15 protein-coding genes are annotated in these 17,647 nt (G+C 69.8%); 5 read left to right on the top strand and 10 right to left on the bottom strand.

What is annotated here, in order from left to right:
• Positions 1 to 13: 13 nt before the first annotated feature.
• From ACIQBL_RS05585 to ACIQBL_RS05575, 3 genes are all read right to left on the bottom strand, one after another.
• A complete protein-coding gene (locus ACIQBL_RS05585) occupies positions 14 to 607 on the bottom strand; it encodes a CGNR zinc finger domain-containing protein (protein WP_401937201.1) in 594 nt (197 codons plus the stop codon).
• 321 nt (positions 608 to 928) lie between these two features.
• Positions 929 to 2,092 carry a uroporphyrinogen-III synthase gene (locus tag ACIQBL_RS05580; protein WP_401937199.1) on the bottom strand — a complete coding sequence of 388 codons (1,164 nt, stop codon included), beginning with the start codon at positions 2,090 to 2,092 and terminating at the stop codon, positions 929 to 931.
• 123 nt (positions 2,093 to 2,215) lie between these two features.
• On the bottom strand, positions 2,216 to 3,607 hold the full coding sequence (locus ACIQBL_RS05575) for a nitrate/nitrite transporter (RefSeq protein ID WP_401937197.1): 1,392 nt from the start codon (positions 3,605 to 3,607) through the stop codon (positions 2,216 to 2,218).
• A 221-nt stretch (positions 3,608 to 3,828) separates the two neighbouring features.
• Here ACIQBL_RS05575 and ACIQBL_RS05570 point away from each other — a divergent pair, with 221 nt between their 5' ends.
• Positions 3,829 to 4,467, top strand: a complete 639-nt coding sequence (locus ACIQBL_RS05570; protein ID WP_401937196.1) for a hypothetical protein — start codon at positions 3,829 to 3,831, stop codon at positions 4,465 to 4,467.
• A gap of 42 nt (positions 4,468 to 4,509) precedes the next feature.
• On the opposite strand, the gene ACIQBL_RS05565 is transcribed toward ACIQBL_RS05570, so the two are convergent.
• Positions 4,510 to 4,968 carry an ATP-binding protein gene (locus ACIQBL_RS05565; protein ID WP_401937194.1) on the bottom strand — a complete coding sequence of 153 codons (459 nt, stop codon included), beginning with the start codon at positions 4,966 to 4,968 and terminating at the stop codon, positions 4,510 to 4,512.
• Positions 4,969 to 5,197: 229 nt separating this feature from the next.
• Between ACIQBL_RS05565 and ACIQBL_RS05560 the strand changes: the two genes are divergently transcribed.
• Positions 5,198 to 6,052, top strand: coding sequence for a helix-turn-helix domain-containing protein (locus ACIQBL_RS05560; RefSeq protein WP_401937192.1), 855 nt, complete (start codon positions 5,198 to 5,200; stop codon positions 6,050 to 6,052).
• Positions 6,053 to 6,063: 11 nt separating this feature from the next.
• Complete coding sequence (locus ACIQBL_RS05555; RefSeq protein WP_401937190.1) at positions 6,064 to 6,249, top strand: DUF397 domain-containing protein; 186 nt, start codon at positions 6,064 to 6,066, stop codon at positions 6,247 to 6,249.
• Here ACIQBL_RS05555 and ACIQBL_RS05550 read toward each other — a convergent pair whose 3' ends face one another.
• Both ACIQBL_RS05550 and ACIQBL_RS05545 read right to left on the bottom strand, forming a co-directional pair.
• The gene (locus tag ACIQBL_RS05550) at positions 6,250 to 6,996 is read right to left on the bottom strand and encodes a class I SAM-dependent methyltransferase (protein WP_401937187.1); all 747 of its coding nucleotides are present in this window, start codon (positions 6,994 to 6,996) and stop codon (positions 6,250 to 6,252) included.
• Complete coding sequence (locus tag ACIQBL_RS05545; protein WP_401937185.1) at positions 6,993 to 8,465, bottom strand: asparagine synthase; 1,473 nt, start codon at positions 8,463 to 8,465, stop codon at positions 6,993 to 6,995. The genes ACIQBL_RS05550 and ACIQBL_RS05545 overlap by 4 nt, the downstream gene beginning before the upstream one ends.
• A gap of 406 nt (positions 8,466 to 8,871) precedes the next feature.
• Here ACIQBL_RS05545 and ACIQBL_RS05540 point away from each other — a divergent pair, with 406 nt between their 5' ends.
• Positions 8,872 to 10,212 carry a tol-pal system YbgF family protein gene (locus ACIQBL_RS05540; RefSeq protein WP_401937183.1) on the top strand — a complete coding sequence of 447 codons (1,341 nt, stop codon included), beginning with the start codon at positions 8,872 to 8,874 and terminating at the stop codon, positions 10,210 to 10,212.
• 4 nt (positions 10,213 to 10,216) lie between these two features.
• On the opposite strand, the gene ACIQBL_RS05535 is transcribed toward ACIQBL_RS05540, so the two are convergent.
• The 4 genes from ACIQBL_RS05535 to ACIQBL_RS05520 form a co-directional block, all read right to left on the bottom strand.
• A complete protein-coding gene (locus ACIQBL_RS05535) occupies positions 10,217 to 11,509 on the bottom strand; it encodes an acyltransferase (RefSeq protein WP_401937181.1) in 1,293 nt (430 codons plus the stop codon).
• Entirely contained in the window at positions 11,506 to 13,632 is a 2,127-nt protein-coding gene (locus ACIQBL_RS05530; protein WP_401937178.1) for a glycosyltransferase, read from the bottom strand. The genes ACIQBL_RS05535 and ACIQBL_RS05530 overlap by 4 nt, the downstream gene beginning before the upstream one ends.
• Before the next feature lie 206 nt (positions 13,633 to 13,838).
• On the bottom strand, positions 13,839 to 14,690 hold the full coding sequence (locus tag ACIQBL_RS05525) for a hypothetical protein (protein WP_401937177.1): 852 nt from the start codon (positions 14,688 to 14,690) through the stop codon (positions 13,839 to 13,841).
• Between the two features lie 471 nt (positions 14,691 to 15,161).
• Positions 15,162 to 16,121: a LysR family transcriptional regulator gene (locus ACIQBL_RS05520; protein ID WP_401938877.1), complete on the bottom strand. Its 960-nt coding sequence runs from the start codon at positions 16,119 to 16,121 to the stop codon at positions 15,162 to 15,164.
• Between the two features lie 92 nt (positions 16,122 to 16,213).
• Between ACIQBL_RS05520 and ACIQBL_RS05515 the strand changes: the two genes are divergently transcribed.
• On the top strand, positions 16,214 to 17,443 hold the full coding sequence (locus ACIQBL_RS05515) for an MFS transporter (RefSeq protein ID WP_401937174.1): 1,230 nt from the start codon (positions 16,214 to 16,216) through the stop codon (positions 17,441 to 17,443).
• The last annotated feature ends 204 nt before the right edge of the window (positions 17,444 to 17,647 follow it).

Here is a 17,647-nt window from a genome sequence, read left to right as displayed (position 1 = left end):
GCATAAGGGACTCTCAGGCTCGGGCGAGCGCCGCGCGCCGACGATGCCGGGCCACTCTCTCGCGGTTCCCGCACACCTCGCTGGAGCACCAGCGCCGCCGACGCCCACGGGACGTATCGAGATAGACGATCGGGCAGTTGTCCCCCTCGCACTCCCTCAGCGAGGCCCGCGCGACCGGATCGGTGAGCAGCTCCACGGCGTCCCGCGCGATCACCGCGAGCAGCGCGTCGCACCCCGGCGGCCCGTCCAACTGCCGCACCAGCGCCCCGTCCTCACCGCGTACGGCACGGGGTGCCGGGGGCGCGGCGCGGGCGAGGTCGTTGACGCGGGCGAGGGCGAGGTCGTAGGGCGGGGTGTCGCCGGCCACGCCGCTGCGGACCAACTGACTGATCTGCCCGCGCAGTTCGCGAAACCCGACAAGCCAGACGGAATCGACGTGCGCGAGCGGAGTGGCCGCCGGAACGAGCCCCGCGCGGACGATCCACGCGCGCAGGGGCTCCGGCGAGTCGAGCCGTTCCTCGGGATGCGTGGTCGCGAGGAGATCCAGGCAGATCCGCCCGGCGTCGAAGCGCAGCTCGTACGGGGCCATGGTCGTACCCAGTGCCATGTGCCTGTCACCGCCTAGGGATTACCCCGGTGGGGAAACCGTCGTCTCTACAGTGCCTGTCCGCCGCCGTGGCCGGAACCCCTTGTGCGGGGTGCGCGTAGACGGCCCCGGTGCTGAGCGCGGTGGCCGCGTGGCAGGTGCGCGGGAGGCCGTACCGGGGGTGGCTGTGGGACCTCAGCGCGGGGTTGCTTCTGAGCGCGGGCCGGCACGATCCAGCCCGTTGGGGGTCCCCCCTCTGGGGGAGTTTGAGGACGAGGCCCCTTCAGGGCCGAAGGGGGGTCTGGGGGCGCAGCCCCCAGCAACGCCCGCACCAACGCCGGTTCACGTGTCGGAATACTTCGCGTCCGCCGCCGGGTCCAACGCCAACCTGTACCCCCGCTTCACCACCGTCTGGATCAGCTTCGGAGACCCCAGTGCCGTACGCAGCCGGGCCATCGCCGTCTCCACCGCGTGCTCATCGCGCCCGGCACCCGGAAGCGCCCGCAGGAGTTCCGCGCGGGCGACGACCCAGCCGGGCCGCCGGGACAGCGCCCGGAGCAGGGACATACCGGCCGGCGGGACGGGTCGTAGCGTGCCGTCGACGAGGACCGCGTGGCCGCGGATCTCCACCCGGTGGCCCGCGACGGGCAGGGTGCGGGCGCGGCCGGGGAGTTCCTGGCAGAGGAGCTGGACCAGGGGACCGAGACGGAAGCGTTCGGGCTGGACGGTGGTGATGCCGTGGTTCTGGAGCGGGAGGGCGGTGACGGGGCCGACGCAGGCGGGGAGGACGTCGTGGTGCAGGGCGGCGAGGAGTTCGGGCAGCAGGCCACGGGACTCGGCGCGGGACAGGAGCGACGCGGCGGCCGGTGCGCTGGTGAAGGTCAGCGCGTCCAGGCCGCGCGAGACGGTGGCGTCCAGGAGCCGGTCCAGCGGGGCGATGTCCTCGGGCGGCATCCACCGGTACACGGGGACGACGACGACGTCCGCGCCGCCCGCCCGCAACGACTCCACGAACCCGGGCAGCGGTTCGCCGTGCAGCTGGATACCGACCCGGCGCCCCTCGACACCCTCGTCAAGGAGCCGTTCGAGCACTTCCGCCATGGACTCGGACGACGGCGACCACTCCTCCGTGAGCCCGGCGGCCCGCACCGCCCCCTTCACCTTGGGCCCGCGCGCGAGCAGTTCCACCCCCTGCAGCCGGTCGATGAGCGCCTCCCCGAGCCCCCACCCGTCGGCGGCCTCGATCCACCCCCGGAACCCGATCGCGGTCGTGGCGACCACCACGTCGGGCGCCTGGTCGATCAACTCCTTGGTCGCGGCGAGCAGTTCGCTGTCGTCGGCGAGGGGCACGATGCGCAGCGCGGGCGCGTGCAGGACCGCCGCGCCGCGCCGCTGGAGCAGTGTCCCTAGCTCGTCGGCGCGGCGCGCGGCGGTGACGCCCACGGTGAACCCGGAGAGGGGCCCGTGCTGTGCGCGTTCCGGTCGCTGCTGTTGGTCCTCGTGCATGGCTCTCGTCCCGAACGTAGTCGTACATGCGGTCATACGTGGAATGACCCGGTGCCTACATGCGAACGAGCCTGTCAACGGTGCGTGACAGGCTCGGTTCCGCTTTATGTCGCCGGTGTTACGTCACACCTCGGCATAGCTGAGCTGCGACTTCGCCTCCGATGCGGAAGCTTTGGCCTGCGCCTGGGCGGTCGGGCGGCGAAGGTATACGGCCCAGGTGGCCGCGAAGCAGAGGCCGTAGAAGGCGAGGAAGGCGAGGAACGCGCCGGTGCCGGAGCCGTAGGAGAGGAACGACTGGCGGAAGGCGAGGTTGATGCCGACCCCGCCGAGTGCGCCGACGGCCCCGATGAGCCCCATGGCGGCACCGGAGAGCCGCCGCCCGTAGGCCGCCGCCTCGTCACCGGTGAGTCCCTTGGCGACGGCCTTGGTCTGGAAGATGCCGGGGATCATCTTGTACGTCGACCCGTTGCCGAGCCCGCTGAGCACGAACAGGACGATGAACACGGTGACGAACAGGGGCAGCGACTTCTGCATGCTGGCGACGACGAGTACGGCGGTGGCGGCGGCCATGGCGACGAAGTTCCACAGGGTGATCTTCGCGCCGCCGAAGCGGTCGGCGAGCCGGCCGCCCACCGGGCGGATCAGCGAGCCGAGCAGCGGGCCGATGAAGGTGAGGTACGCGGCCTGCAGCGGCGTACGGCCGAACTGGACCTGAAGCACCTGCCCGAAGGCGAACGCGTATCCGATGAACGACCCGAACGTGCCGATGTACAGGAACGCCATGATCCAGGTGTGCCAGTCGCGGGCGGCGTCCTTGGCGGCGCCGGTGTCGTTCTTCACGGAGGTGAGGTTGTCCATGAAGAGGGCGGCGAGGACGGCGGCGACGATGATCAGCGGGATGTAGATCCCCAGCAGCACGCGCGGCCCGCCGCCGGCCCCGATGATCGCGAGGGCGATCAACTGGATCACAGGAACCCCGATGTTGCCGCCACCGGCGTTGAGCCCGAGGGCCCACCCCTTCTTCCGCAGCGGGAAGAAGGCGTTGATGTTGGTCATGGAGGAGGCGAAGTTGCCGCCGCCGATGCCGGCCAGCAGGCCGATCCACAGGAAGGTGTCGAAGGAGGTCCCCGGCTTCATCACGGCGAACGCGGCGATGGTCGGGATGAGGAGGAGGCTCGCGGAGACGATCGTCCAGTTCCGCCCGCCGAAGATCGCGACCGCGAAGGTGTACGGCACCCGGACGACCGCGCCGACGAGCGTGACCATCGACGTCAGCAGGAACTTGTCGGCCGGGGTCAGCCCGTACTCCGGGCCCATGAAGAGCACCAGGACGGACCACAGGGTCCAGATCGAGAAGCCGATGTGCTCGGAGAGCACGGAGAAGACGAGATTGCGACGGGCGACCTTCTCACCGGTCTGCCGCCAGAAGGTCTCGTCCTCGGGATCCCAGTGCTCGATCCACTTGCCAGGGGCGGGAGGGGGCTCGGTGGCGGGGGCTGGGACTGGGGCTGTCATGACGCCTCCACGGTGGTCCGGGGCTCGGGGGTGCCGTTATGGGGTAACGAGCGGTGATGCATCCCGAAGGTAGGGAGGGCGCGTTTCGGTGCTGTGGCTGTGAGTGACTGGAAGGGAACGTTGCTCTCACGGGCGGGGGGGTGGGCGCGGTGAGGTGGGGGCCACGGTCGGCGCGGGGACTCTCGGTGTCGGAGGGGATGGGCCGCGATACGGTCGCGCACGTGACGACAGGGCTGTGGCAGTCGGGGTTGCGCGACTGGTACGGGCCCGGGACCCCGATCGTCCAGCGGGTACGGGGTTACCGGCCGAACCGGCGCGGAGAGATCAAACTGGTGCGCTGGCTGCGTGTCGGCATCCTCAGGGGTCTGTCCTGCGGCGCCGTCGGTTTCGCCTTGGAGTTCCAGTTGGACGCGGTGGGCGTGGCACGGGACCGGGCCGTGATCTGTGCCATGGCGCTGGCAATGGCGTCGTTCATGTGGCGGGGCTCGCTGATCAGGGTGGTGCTCCGGCCCGGCGAGATCGTGCGCTTCGGTATGTGGCGGCAGGTGGTGGTGCCCTGCTCGGAGGTGCGGAGGCTGCACCTCGACACGTGGCGGGGTCACCTGGCCCTGGAGACCCGCGGCGGGGAGAACATCGACTTCGCGTTGTTCGACGGTTCGTTCTGGGACCTGTACTACGACTTCTCCGGCGTCTGCGGCGATGCCATGCGGGCTCATGTGCGGGCCGAGTCGGAGGCCGGGGTGGTGCCGGCGCCGGCCGGGCTTCGGCGGTACGTCAACTGGTCGGTCGTTGCTGATCCGTTGGCTGTCGGCGCGGTGTTCTGTGCCGGCATCGGCTTGTACCTGACGATGCGCGGTTGACGGACCCACCCGGCCCCACCCGGACCCACCGGCCCCGGACTGTCAGCCGGCGCAACGGCCGCCCACTTCGAACCACAGCAGCTTTCCGGCTCCCCGGTCGAGGAGCCCGCCGTCTCCGATGGGCCAGCCGCCCCAGGAAGTGGCGTACGCCTGTACGAGGTGGAGGCCGCGCCCGTTGTCGGCGTCGAGTGAGGCCGGCTGGAGTCGCTCGCCGGGCCGCTTGTCGAAGGGGGCGGGGATGTGGGGGTTCGAGTCCCAGACACCGACGCGGAGCCGTCCGTCGCCGAGGGCGGTGAGCCGCAGGGACGCGGGGCCGTGGGTGTGCCGGTAGGCGTTGGTGACGAGTTCGGACGTCAACAGCTCGACCACGTCCAGGACTTCGGGCATGCCGTGGCCGTCGAGGGCGGCCCGTACGGTCATACGTGCGACGCGTGCGGCTCGGGGGTCATGGGGTAGGCGGAGGGCGTACACCCAGGTGGCGGGCGGGGATACGGTGACCATGAAGGCTCCGGGAGGGGGTGGTTGGACTCGGGTTCGCTCAACGGCTGCGCCGGGCGGTGGCAGTGCCGAGAGTGCGGTGCGCTTCCGGCTTATGGGTGGGGGCAGTTGGGCGGTACGGGACTACCGTAGAGCGGTTGGTTAGATGGTTCTAACCTTTTGAGCAAGAAGGCTCCAACCTTCACTCGTGTGAGGGAAGGCGGTGCCGTGTGACGGCCGGAAGGGAATTGCTGTGCCGCCCACCAACAACCCGACGTTGCGCCAGCGGCGACTCGGCAGTGAGCTGCGCAAGCTCCGTGAGCGGGCCGGGCTCACCGCCACGGGGGCCGCCGAGTTCCTGGGCGTCAACCAGGCGCGGGTAAGCATGATCGAGACCGGTCGTACGCCTGTGAGCGCCGACAAGATCCGCTCCATGGCCGGCGTGTACGACTGCACGGACGATCAACTCGTCGACGCCTTGGCCGCGATGACCGGACGGCGAACCCGCGGCTGGTGGGAGGAGTATCGCGAACACCTGCCCGTCGCTCTGAACGACCTCGCCGAGCTGGAACACCACGCTGTCACCCTGCGCGTGGCACTCATCGTCCACATCCCGGCGCTGCTCCAGACCACGGACCACGCCCGCGCCCTGTTCCAACAAGTGGCGCCGCCCATGCGGCAGTACGAGATCGAGTACCGGCTCACCCACCGCATCAAGCGGCAGGGCCTACTGCACCGGGAGAGCCCGCCCCCGTACACCGCGATCATTCACGAGGCAGCGCTCCGCATGGGATTTGGTGGCCCTGTCGTCAATCGCGGCCAACTCAAGCACTTGACCGACATGAGCGAACTGCCCCACGTCACCGTCAAGGTCGTCCCCTTCGGCGCGCCGCACTTTCCCACGACGGGCCAGTCCATCGACTACGTCACAGGCCCCGTCCCGCAGCTCGACACCGTCCAACTGGACACCCACTACGGGGCCTGCGAATTCCTGGACGCGGAAGCACAGTTGAGTAAGTACCGTGCCGTGCTGGACAGCATGGAGGCCTGCGCGCTCGGCCCGGTCGAGTCACGGGACTTCATCCACCGCCTCATCCGGGACATCTGAAAGAGACGACCGTGCACAGCACCGAATGGCAGAAGTCCATCTACAGCGGCGACGGCTCGAACTGCGTCTACGTGTCCGCCACCAGCACAGGCACGATCCACCTCCGCGAAAGCGACACCCCCGACACCATCCTCACCACAACCGCCGAAGGCCTACGGCACCTGATACGCGCCCTCAAGTCCTGCACCCCCACATAGTCACCCACGGGTGTACCGAGCCACCGTGTATGCCGTGGGGCCGGCAAGTCCCCCGCCCGGGCTGTCGAACATGTCCAGGACCTCGAAGCCGGCGCCTCCCACGTAGTGATCCAGCTCGCGGGGGAACAGGACGCGTCTGCGGATCTCGTCCCGGGCCTCGTCGCCCGAGGGGAGTTCCCAGTGCCGGTACATGGTGTTGATCTGGGTCCGCAGATCCCACTCGTGGCGGATCGTGACCGTAGCGGGTCCCATCGGGGTGTCCACCGTCGCGGAGATCGGCTCGGTCCGGGTGATCGGGGCGACAGGGGAGCACAGCACGAGCAGCGCGCCCGGCCCGGCGTGGGCCGCGAACGTGGCGAAGGCCAGGTCGATCCCCTCGTTGTCGTGCACATAAGCCAGGCTGTTGCCCAGGCAGGTCACGACGTCCATGCGCTTTCGGAGTCGCACGGAGCGCATGTCGCCGATCCGGATGTCCAGTTCCGGACGAGCCCGGCGGGCGTGGTCGACCATTCCGGGCTGCAGGTCCACGCCGACGCACTCGAAACGCTCGGCCAGGATCTCCAGGTCCCGGCCGGTGCCACAGCCGAAGTCGACCACCGTCCGGGCGTCGGGTCGGTACGCCTCGATCAGGGTCCGGCACACCCCGGCACTCGCGCCGTCGGACTGAACCGCGTCGTACAGCGCCGGGTCTCTGTAAAGGAGGTTGCTGGCTTCCACGTACTCGGCTTCCGTGTTCAGGCTGGTCACATGAGGCTTCGCAGACCGACTTCCAGAGCGAGCGCATCACACAGCAGATCGGACACGACCGAGGACGCGTCGGCAGCGTCCCGCGCCCGGGCGAGTGCCCGGGGGTCAAGGTATCCGAGATCCACCAGGACGGACTCCCTCAGCATGTCGTCCAGGACAGGCAGACCATAGGTGCGCAGTCCTTTCTCCAGGACGGCGAGGAAGTTCTCCGGCTCGACCGGCGCCGCCACCCGATTCGGCAGGCCGGCTCGCCTGATGCGTTCCCGGAACAGCGCCTTTCCTCTTTTGTACTCATGGGGTAGCTGCTCCATGAACCGGCCGATCCGGGGGTGTACGAGCGGACTCACCGGCCAGACTCCGGCCCTGACGAATCCAGGGTTGTGCATTCCGAACGCCATCAGAGTCGGCACGGGCAGCACCGCGATGGGCGCGAGGCACTCGTTCACCTCGGCGAGCGCTCGGGCCGCCTTGCGGCCGAGCCATGGCACGGGTTCCGGCGTCGGTAGTTCGGCCCGCGTCCTGGAGTGGTGGGCGTTGATCTCGTCCCCGCCGCTTCCCGTGTACACGACCTCGCACCGTCGAGCGGCTGCCTGCTCGCGTACGGCGTCGAACGCCTCCTGGTAGAAGGCGCCCGCCGGATCGTGCGGCTTGCCCAGGGCACGCACGCCTCCAGGACAGAAGGGTGGGTGCCGCATGGCGGAGATGGCCGTGTCATGAAAGCCGCAGTGCTCCACAAAGGCCCGGCGCCGCTCGCGCTGCCGTCGGCCGGTGCTTCCTCCCACGAGCAGGCCGAAGCTGTGCGCTTCGGGGAAGCCGACAGCCATCACCGCCAGGGCGACGTTCCCGGAGTCCGCTCCGCCGGACAGCTCGACCCCCACGCACCCTGTGGCGGTCGGCGCCTCGCGGATCACATAGGTCAGCAACTCGTCCAAGGCGCCGAGTGGATCAACTCCGGACTTCAACATACGCGGCTCAAGTACGTGTTCGGCGGGTTCCGGGTAGCGGATGCCGAGCCCCGCGCTCGTGAACACGGCTGACGCCCGCTCAGTAAGGCGGTGAACTCCTTCGAACAGCGTCTCGGACGTATAGCGGTGCTGTCTCGTCAGCGTTCGGGCGACGACCCTCGGCACCAAGCGGTCGGTCCGCACCTGCGGTCGCAGCACCGTCAGATCCCATGACGCGTGCAACTCGCCGCCCTTTTCCGTCAGGTAGAGCGGGGCCGTGCCGAAAACGCCCGCTGACAGGCGGGCTTCCCCGGGCTTCATGGTGAGTGTGACGAAGTCGGCCTCGTACCGCTTGTCCTCCCTCACGCGGACTCGTACGCGCGGCGCCCGGTCGTCGTCGAACTCCGTCACCAACGTGGACACGTTCGCCGGCTCGATCCAACTCTCACCGGTGACCCAACGGCCGCCCTGTGATCTCCAGTTGGGCTCCTGGAGATCGGCCAGGCGCAGACGCATCGACAACATGCCGTCCCTCTCCGGTGTCGCGCGGCGGGGCGGGGCCGCGAACGACCCCGCCCCCTCCTGCCGTCAGCCCTGGATCACTTGCTGCAGTGGTCGCCGTTGTTGTCTCCGCCGCCCGGCATCTTGTCGAGCAGCGTGGCCTCCACGGCCGGTACACCGATGACCAGATCTCCGGTGAACAGCTCGTCCACATTCATCGCTTTCTCCCTTACGGTTTTCAGTGAACTCAGCGCCGGATGCCGCCGAGTTGGAGCCGCCCGGCTGTCGGACCCTTGCGAAGAAGACAGCCGTCCACGCCCCATTCCTTGCTGCCTCTACGCAACCGTGCGACCACGCTCAGCGGTAGCGTTGTCGCGGCGGCAGGACTTGAAAGCCTTGAAAGTTCGTCAGGGCACGGGGAGTTGATGGCATGGCCAAGCGTGAACCGAACGTGATGCTCACGCGCCTGCTGGCCGAAAGCCGTTGGACTCACCGCCAGTTCGCGCGGGCGGTGAACCGGGTCGGCACGGAGACCGGAATCCCGCTGCGCTACGACGAGTCGGCGGTGAGCCACTGGCTCCACGGAACCGTCCCTCGCGATGCGGTGCGCGCATGCATCCTCGAAGCCCTCTCCCGCCGCCTCGGCCGCCCCGTAACCCACGCAGAGGCCGGGCTGCCCGTTCCCCGCGATCACTCCTCCGCAGCTGCGGATACCGTGGAGGCGGTGATCGACCTGGGGAGGCTGGACATGGACCCGTCCCGCCGCAGCGTCCTGGGGGCCGGCCTGTTCTCCGTGGCCGTCACCATTCCCGGCTGGCCTGACGTGATCGGACGCGCCGAAGCTGTTCAGTCCGGCCGTACGACACATATCGGTATGAACGAAGTGGACATGGTCATCGCCATGACCGAGCGGGTCTCGGAACTGGACGACGAGTTCGGCGGCCGTCACGCACGCCCCATGGCAGCCTCGTTCATGGTCAACACTGTGGCCGCGTACCTGCGAGCGGACTCGCCCGAAGCCGTACGCAAAGCGATGCTGTCCGCCGCCTCGGACCTGCTCTACCTGACCGGCTACATGGCAGTGGACGAAGGTCGGCACGGTCTCGCGCAGCGCTACTACGTCAAGGCCCTGGAGCTGGCAGGCGCTGCCGAGGACCACCTGACGTACTGCACCACTCTGCGAGGGATGAGCGTCCAGGCGGTCGACCTCCGCCACGGGGCGAAAGCCATGGAACTGGCCGACGCCGCTGCCGCGGCCTCCCCGCAGGCCGGCCCCCGGATGCTGGCCTTTCTCGTCGGCCAGCAGGCGCATGCCGCCGCACAAACCGGCGACCGTACGGGCGCGCTGCGCCACATCCGGGAGGCCGAGGCGGCAATGGACCGGGCCGAGTCACGCGGCAAGGCGTTCGGCTCGTACGACCCCTCTTCACTCAACTACCACGTCAGCCAGGTGCGTTACGAACTCGGCGACAAGGCCGGAGCCGTCGAGGCCATGCAGCGGGCGGATCTGCTCCGCCCCGGCGCCTACCAGCGCACGCGAGTACACCGCCGTGGCCTGCTGGCCGAACGGCAACTGGAACTCGGGCACTTGGAAGCGGCCTGCGCCACCTGGCACCAGGCCCTCGACGACTACCCCAAGGTGCAGTCCGGCCGCGCGGACGACCGCGTGAAGTCCATGTTCGGTCTCTTGCGCCCTCACCTGAAGAACCCCACGGCCCGCGACCTGTACGACCGAGCACGGACGGTTGCGCCACCGGCACTGACCGCCTGACGCCTCAGCCTCTCCGCCGAGACCGACTCCCCCCACCACCAACCCCGTTGGGCCACAACCGCGGCCTCCGCTTCGCGGCGATGTCCTCGATCCACCCGAACGCCAGGATCGCCACCGCGATGAGCGGCCAGATCAGCAGGAACATCAGGAACGTGTCCGCCTTGTCGAGCAGGGCGGTCGCGCTGTCGCTCTCCATGAACGGCAGGTTGTACAGCTGGTCGATGATCGGGACCGTGGCCATGATGAGGAGGTTGTGCCACAGGTAGATCGTCACGGCACGGTTGTTGGACAGGGTCACCAGCTTGTCCCAGCGGGCCAGGCGCCCCGGCAACTGCTGCCAGGACGGCGCGTACTGGAGCAGGATCACCACGATGCCGAAGGACCAGGTCGCCTGGGCCAGTGGGATGTCGTTCAAGTCCCAGCCGTCCGGGCCGAGATGACCCGACGCCCACCACAGGCCGAAGGCCATGATCAGGGCCGCGCCGGACACCGCGAGGTAACGCGGGACCTTCTTCAGTACTCCCTCGTGGTGCGCGAACCCCAGTACCCAACAGCCCCCGTACACCGCGAAGTCGGACACCGCGTTGCCCGTCTCACCGGGGATGGTCACAAGACCTGTGCCCACGACCGCCGTCAATGCCAGGGGCGCCAGCAGGGTCGCCCACGGAACCCTGCGGAACGCCCACAGCAGCAGCGGTGACGCGATCACGAACCACAGATACGCCCGCAAGTACCACAACGGGCCCGCCGCCTGCTCCGCCCACGTGCTCTCCAACAGGCCGGAATCCGAGCCCAGATGCTCGGGGTACGGCGGCGCGCCGATCGGCACGACGTAGTCGAGCACCTTCGCCGCGCCCGACCAAGTGCCGCCCAGATCAGGGTCCTTGAGCAGATTCCAGCCGCTCGCGAACATCATCGTCAGCACCACCGCGCTGAACGCCCAGAGCGGGGGCAGCAGTCGTCGTAGCCGACCCCTGATCACACCCGGCGCGGGACGGTTCAGGGAGCGGGCCATCAGTGAGCCCGCCAGCGCGAACATCACGCCCATGGACGGGAACAGGACCGACAGCCACGCCCAGCCGAAGAGGTGGTAGATGACGACCCGGACGAGGGCGATCGAGCGGAGGAGGTCGAGGTAGCGGTCCCGGCCACCGCCTTTCGCCTTCTTCGGTTGCGGTGCCGACTCCGGTTCCGGTGCCAACTGCGGTTCCTGATGCCGCTGTTGGGGAATCCCGAACGCCGGCGTCGACTCGGGATCCGGGCTCGTACCCGTCCCCGCCGTGTATCCGTGCGTCATGCCACCGGCCTCCGTTCACTGCCACTACGGCTTCGCTGGGTCGGCACCGGACCGCCGGGCGCCTCCACGACACCTGTGCGCCGCAGCTTCTGCCAGCGCAGCCGGCCGCCGGTGAGTGCCGTGATCCAGGACTGGAGCAGCACGACGTACATGAGTTGGCGGTAGAGGATCTGCTGAAGGGGCAGCGAGACGAGGTGGGTCATCCGCTCGCGGTCGAGGCGGAAGGCGTACGCCGCGCAGAACGCCTGGATCGCGAGGACGCCCAGCCAGGCGAGGAGTGTCTTCTCGGTGGGGCCGAAGACCAGGCCGTAGAGGAGGAAGACGTCGATCAGGGGGGCCAGGATCGGGGCCACCACCATGAACAGGGCCACCCACGGGAGGCCTACGCGGCCGAAGCGGCCGGACGGGCCGCGGTCCAGGACGGCGCCCCGGTGTTTCCAGATCGCCTGCATCGTGCCGTAGGACCAGCGGTAGCGCTGGGACCAGAGTTGCTGGACCGTTTCCGGGGCTTCCGTCCAGGCGCGGGCCCTCTCGGCGTAGACGACGCGCCAGCCGTCCCGGTGGATCGCCATCGTGATGTCGGTGTCCTCGGCGAGGGTGTCGTCGCTCATGCCGCCGACCCGCTCCAGCGCGCTTCTCCTGAAGGCCCCCACGGCGCCCGGGATCGTCGGCATGCAGCGGAGGATGTCGTACATACGGCGGTCGAGGTTGAAGCCCATCACGTACTCGATGTGCTGCCAGGCGCCGATGAGGGAGTCCCGGTTGCCGACCTTGGCGTTGCCGGCGACGGCGCCGACACGCGGGTCGCCGAAGGGCTGGACCAACTCCCGTACGGTGGCCGGTTCGAAGACCGTGTCGCCGTCCATCATGACGACGAGGTCGTGACTGGCGTTCGCCAGGCCGCGGTTGAGGGCGGCCGGTTTGCCGGCGTTGAGCTGGCGTACGACGCGGACGTTGGGCAGGGCCATCGCCTCGACGATTCTCGCCGTGCCGTCGGCCGAGCCGTCGTCGACGACGATCACCTCGACGGGGTGTTCGCTCGCCATGAGTGAACGGACCGTGTTCTCAATGCACTTGGCCTCGTTGTACGCCGGGACGAGGACCGTGACCGGTTCGGTGACCGGCGGGCCCCAGGCGAAGTCCTCGCGGCGCACCCGGCGCGCGTGGATGCCGGAGAGCAGGAGCATCAGCGCGAAGCGGGCGATGACGAGGGAGCCGGTGATCGCCAGGCCGACGACGAGGACGTCGGTGACGTCGTCCGAGGCCTGGACCAGGAAGATCCACGCCTTGCCCTTCCAGAGGTCGACGCCGGTCACCGGGGTGAGTGCGCTGGGCGCGCCGAGGGCCTCGGTGAGGTTGTCGAACGTGTAGCCCTTGGCCTGCATCTCCGGCACGAACCTGTCGAGCGCCTGCACGGTCTGATGGCGGTCGCCGCCGGAGTCGTGCATCAGGACGATCGCGCCCTTGCCACCGCGCGGGGTGGCGTTGCTGATGATCTTCGCGACACCGGGCTTCTGCCAGTCCTCGCTGTCCGTGTCGTTGACGGCGGTGAGGTAGCCGCGGGTGCCGATGTACTCGGTCACCGGCCACGACAGGTTGTCCATCGCGTCGGCGGAGGACGAGTACGGCGGCCGGAACAGCGATGTACGGATGCCGGCCGCGCCGGTGATCGCGAGCTGGGTCTGCGACAGCTCCCAGTCGATGCGCTTCTCGGACTGGAAGGAGAGGTCGGGGTGGCTGAAGGTGTGCACGCCGACCTCGTTGCCCTCGTCCACGATGCGTTTGACCAGGTCCGGGTAGCGCGAGGTCATCGTGCCGGTGACGAAGAAGACGGCGTGCGCGTGGTGCTTCTTGAGCACGTCCAGGACCTTGGGCGTCCAGGTCGGGTCGGGGCCGTCGTCGAAGGTGAGGACGATGTCGTGGTCCGGCACGTCCAGACTCGTCGTACGGCCGCTACGGGTGTCGATGACCGGGCCGCCGTCGAGGATCTTCTCCGGCACCTTGTCCGTCGCGGCCTCGGGCCGGATGCGGTGGTCGGCGAGGATCTCGCTGTGCACGTAGCCGCGCAGCATCAGCATCGCCAGCATGGCGACGAGGAGCAGCATCGGCAGCAGGAACCGCATGGGCAGACGGCGGCGCCGGGGACCGCGCGGGGACCGGGGACCGCGCGGGGACCGGGGACCGCGCGAGGCCCAGGGACCGCGCGAGGTGCGCGACCCGGCTCCGCTCCGGGCGCTGGGTCCAACTCCGTTCAACGCGGCCGGAGTTGGGCCGTGACGGCCGCCCGGAGCCGGGTTCACGGCCTCGGGGCGGCGGTTGCGCGATGCCATCAGAGGGTGTGCTCCGGGGTCTGGGACGGTGCCGGTGCGGAGGCCGGTTCGGAGGCGGCCGGCTCCTGCGCCACGGGCGACGGCGTGCTCGGGGCGTCGGCCACCGTGCCGGTGCCGGTGGTCGCGCTCGGCGTCGGCGTCGGATCGGGCGTGGTGACCGGGCTGTTCGACGGCGTCGGGTCGGCGGGCGGCGAGGACGACGCCCGCGTGGGTTGTACGACGGGATTGCTCGCGCCCCCGCCCACCGGCACCGAGGCGCTCCTGCTCGCGGACGGCTTGGCGGACGCGGACGCGCTCGCCTTGCCCGGGGCCTTGGACGCGCCGGGCGCGCCGTGGCTCGCGCTGGCGCCCGGCGACGGTGTCGTACCGTCGCTCGCCGTCGGGATGTTCCCCGGCACCACACCGCCACCGCCGGCGGACGGCCGCCCCGACTCGGCGGGCAGCGGCTTGGTGTCGACCTTGCCCGCGGGCGGCTCGTTCTTCTGCCCCGGCACCGGAAGCCACGGCGCGTCCGAACTGCCGGACAGCAGGGTGACGACGATGACGACGGCGTAGGCCGCGCAGGCGATGCCGACGGCCATACCGATCCGGCGGTACCTACGGCTGCGGCGGCCGGACTCGTCGACGAAGACGGGCCCGTCGGAGTCGTCGTGACCGGCGCCCTTCTTGCGCGGATCGTCCAACTCCGGTGCCGGTCCGTCGAGTTGGACGGTCACCTCGTCGGGGTCGGCCGTCCCCACCCCCGTCCCCGTCCCCGTTCCCATCCCCGTCTCCGCGGACGCGCCCCAGGGGTCGGCGAGGATCCCGGCACCGACGCCCGCGACGGGTGCGACAGGTGCCAGGGGCGCCACGGGTGCGCGCCTGCCTGCCGGCGGCTCGGGCCACCCGCTCCGTATACGACGGCCGTCCCTGGCCGTACGCCGCCCGTCCTCGGCGGCATCCCGGCCGCCCTCCAGGATCTCCGGTCCTCGCGGCCCTCTCGGTGCCGCCGGTCCTCCCGGCACTGCCGATCCTCCCAGCGCCACCGATCCTCCGGTTGCTCCGGTTGCTCCGGTCTCCGAGAACTCCTGGACCTCTCCGCCTATGACCGGTACATCTCTGGTCGCGGATGCGGCCTGGGGCCATTCCGGTTGGGCGTCTTCCCGCCACTTTTCCATGCGCACGCACATCCCCCCACGGAACTGTTCCGGGCGCGCAGACGACCCTGAGCACACGCCGCCGAACCGGGCCCCCACCCGGTGCACGCGCCCCCCTTACCACACCGCGCTCAGGCCCCCGAAGGTAGCGCAACGCAACCGCGCATGTACGGGGATGTGTAATTTCTACGTCTTTAGCATGTCCACGTCGATGTCCGGAATCCATCCATCGTCCGGCCGGCGAAGCCACCCTTCGGCGCTTCCGATCTCCGCCGCAGCCCGTCGAAGCGCGTCGAATCCGGGGTGCACCAGCCCCTTTCGCCACACGAGCGACACGGCGGACAACGGCACCGGGCGCACCAGTGGCCTCAGCACCGTCCGGGGCATGGCCGGAAAGTCCACCACGGCGAGGATCGGGGTCCGTGTCTTCGCCATGACCCGTTCGAACTCCTCTTCGCCTACGGCCATGGGCGCGGGCGCCGCAACCTCGATGTCACGCCCCTCGAACAGACGACGCGCGAGATCCGTCCACTCCGGAGTACGCGGATTCCCGGCGCCCGCGTACACCGCCTCCCCCGCCAGCGCGTCCACCGGCACCGCCGCGAGCGGCGCCAGCCGATGGTCCTCGGGCAGCACGACCGCCATCGGCTCGTACCGCACCAGCTGATGACCGAGCCCGGCCCGCAGCACCGGCTCAAGCCCGGCGAACCGCCCGAACGACACGTCGAGCCGCCCCGCCAGCAACTCCCCCGCGGCCCCCGTCAGTCCGCTCTCGTAGCGGGCCATCAGCTCCTGCTCCGAGGCGAGTTCACGCGCCCGACGCAGCACCCGGCGCCCGGTGACCAGCCCCGGCGAGTTCAGGTCCACGAGCAGCGGCCGGACCTGCCGGAACGCGGCGGCCAACTCGTCCTGCGCGGCGAGCACCCGCCGGGCGTACGGCAGCAGCCGCTCACCGTCCGCCGTCAGGGTCACCTGCCGGGTGGTCCGCACGAACAGCTCGGCCCCCAACTCCCGCTCCAGCCGCCGCACATCACGGCTGAGCGCCTGCTGAGCGAGGTACAGCCGGGCGGCGGCACGGGTGAAGTGCAGCTCTTCGGCCACGGCGAGAAAGGCACGGAGGAGCCGGGGATCGAGAGAGGAGGGCATCGAGGGCATCCGGCGAACTTACAACGCAGGTGCGTGAATCGGCGCGGAGCAGGTGTTGGACCCCATGATCCACACGGGGTGACGGTGTACCCATGCCGCAATCGACCACCGACCGCAGGACCACCGACCCCAGGCCCATCGACCGCCGGACCACCTACCGCCGCCTCTTCACCCTCCCCGGCACCCGCGCCTTCACCGCCGGGAACCTCATCGCCCGCCTCCCCGCAGGCATGTTCAGCGTGAGCGCGGTCGTGATGATCGCCGGTTCACGGGGTTCGTACGCCCTCGCCGGCGCCGTCACCGCGACCGGCCTCGCGGCGACGGCAGTCGCGGGCCCCTGGATAGCGCGCCTGACCGACCGCTACGGCCAGTCCCGAACAGCCGTACCGGCAACGGCGGTTGCGACCCTCGGCTCCCTCGCGCTGCTGTTGTGCGTTCACTACGGCGCCCCGGACTGGACCCTGTTCGCCGCGTACGCGGCCACCGCGACGACCCCCAACACCGGCGGCATGTCCCGCGCCCGCTGGGCCCACCTGCTCGCCGAGGACGCCGAAGCCCTGCACACGGCGAACTCCTTCGAACAGGCCGCCGACGAACTGTGCTTCATGCTGGGCCCGGCCCTCGCGGCCTTCCTCTGCGGCACGTTCTTCCCGGAGGCGGGCACGCTGGCCGGGGCGGTGCTGCTGATGACCGGCATCCTGATCTTCGCGGCCCAGCGTTCGACGGAACCACCGCCGAGCCCGACCCCGAAGGGCAGGTCCCCCCTCCGCACCCCCGGCATCCCTCCCCTCCTCGCCGGCTTCGTCGCGACCGGCGCGGTGTTCGGCTCACTGGAGGTCGCCACCCTCGCGTACGCGAACGCGTCCGGCCACCGCGCGGCGGGCGGCGCGGTGCTGGCGCTCCAGGCGGCCGGTTCCTGCGCGGCGGGCCTCCTCTACGGCAAGCTGAAACCGACGACCTCACCGGAACGCCGCCTGTCGTGGTGCCTGTTGGCGATGACGACCCTGATGACCCTGCCCCTGCTCGCGACCCACACGCCCGGTTCCCTCCCGGCACTGGCAGCGGCCCTGTTGGTGGCAGGCATGGCAACGGCCCCGACGATGGTCACCGCGATGACCCTCCTCCAACACCGCACGCCGGAGGGAAGGTTGAACGAGGGCATGAGCCTGGCGGTGACGGGTCTGCTGCTGGGGATCGCATGCGGTTCGTCGGCAGGCGGCTGGACAGCGGACCACACGTCACCCACGGCCGGCTTCGCAGTGCCGATAGCGGCAGCAGCAACGGCGTTCCTGATCGGCGTACTGAGCAAGGCAACTCCCTAAGGGCAGCTCACCCAGGGGCGCGGGGCTGTATCTATTTGCGGCTCCGCCGCGTGGGCGCGACCAGCCCCCACCGGGCCCGCACCCAACCGACAACTCATCGAACCGCTTGCCCCAATCCCTGCCGCACCCATTGACGCCCTCACAGCCCCTACATACCTTCCTCCATCGAAGCGCTTCGACGCCCCTCGTCGAATCGATTCGACA

Source organism: Streptomyces sp. NPDC088350 (genome assembly GCF_044753545.1).
Classification (GTDB): domain Bacteria; phylum Actinomycetota; class Actinomycetes; order Streptomycetales; family Streptomycetaceae; genus Streptomyces.
This window is presented reverse-complemented; position numbering and strand designations above follow the sequence as displayed.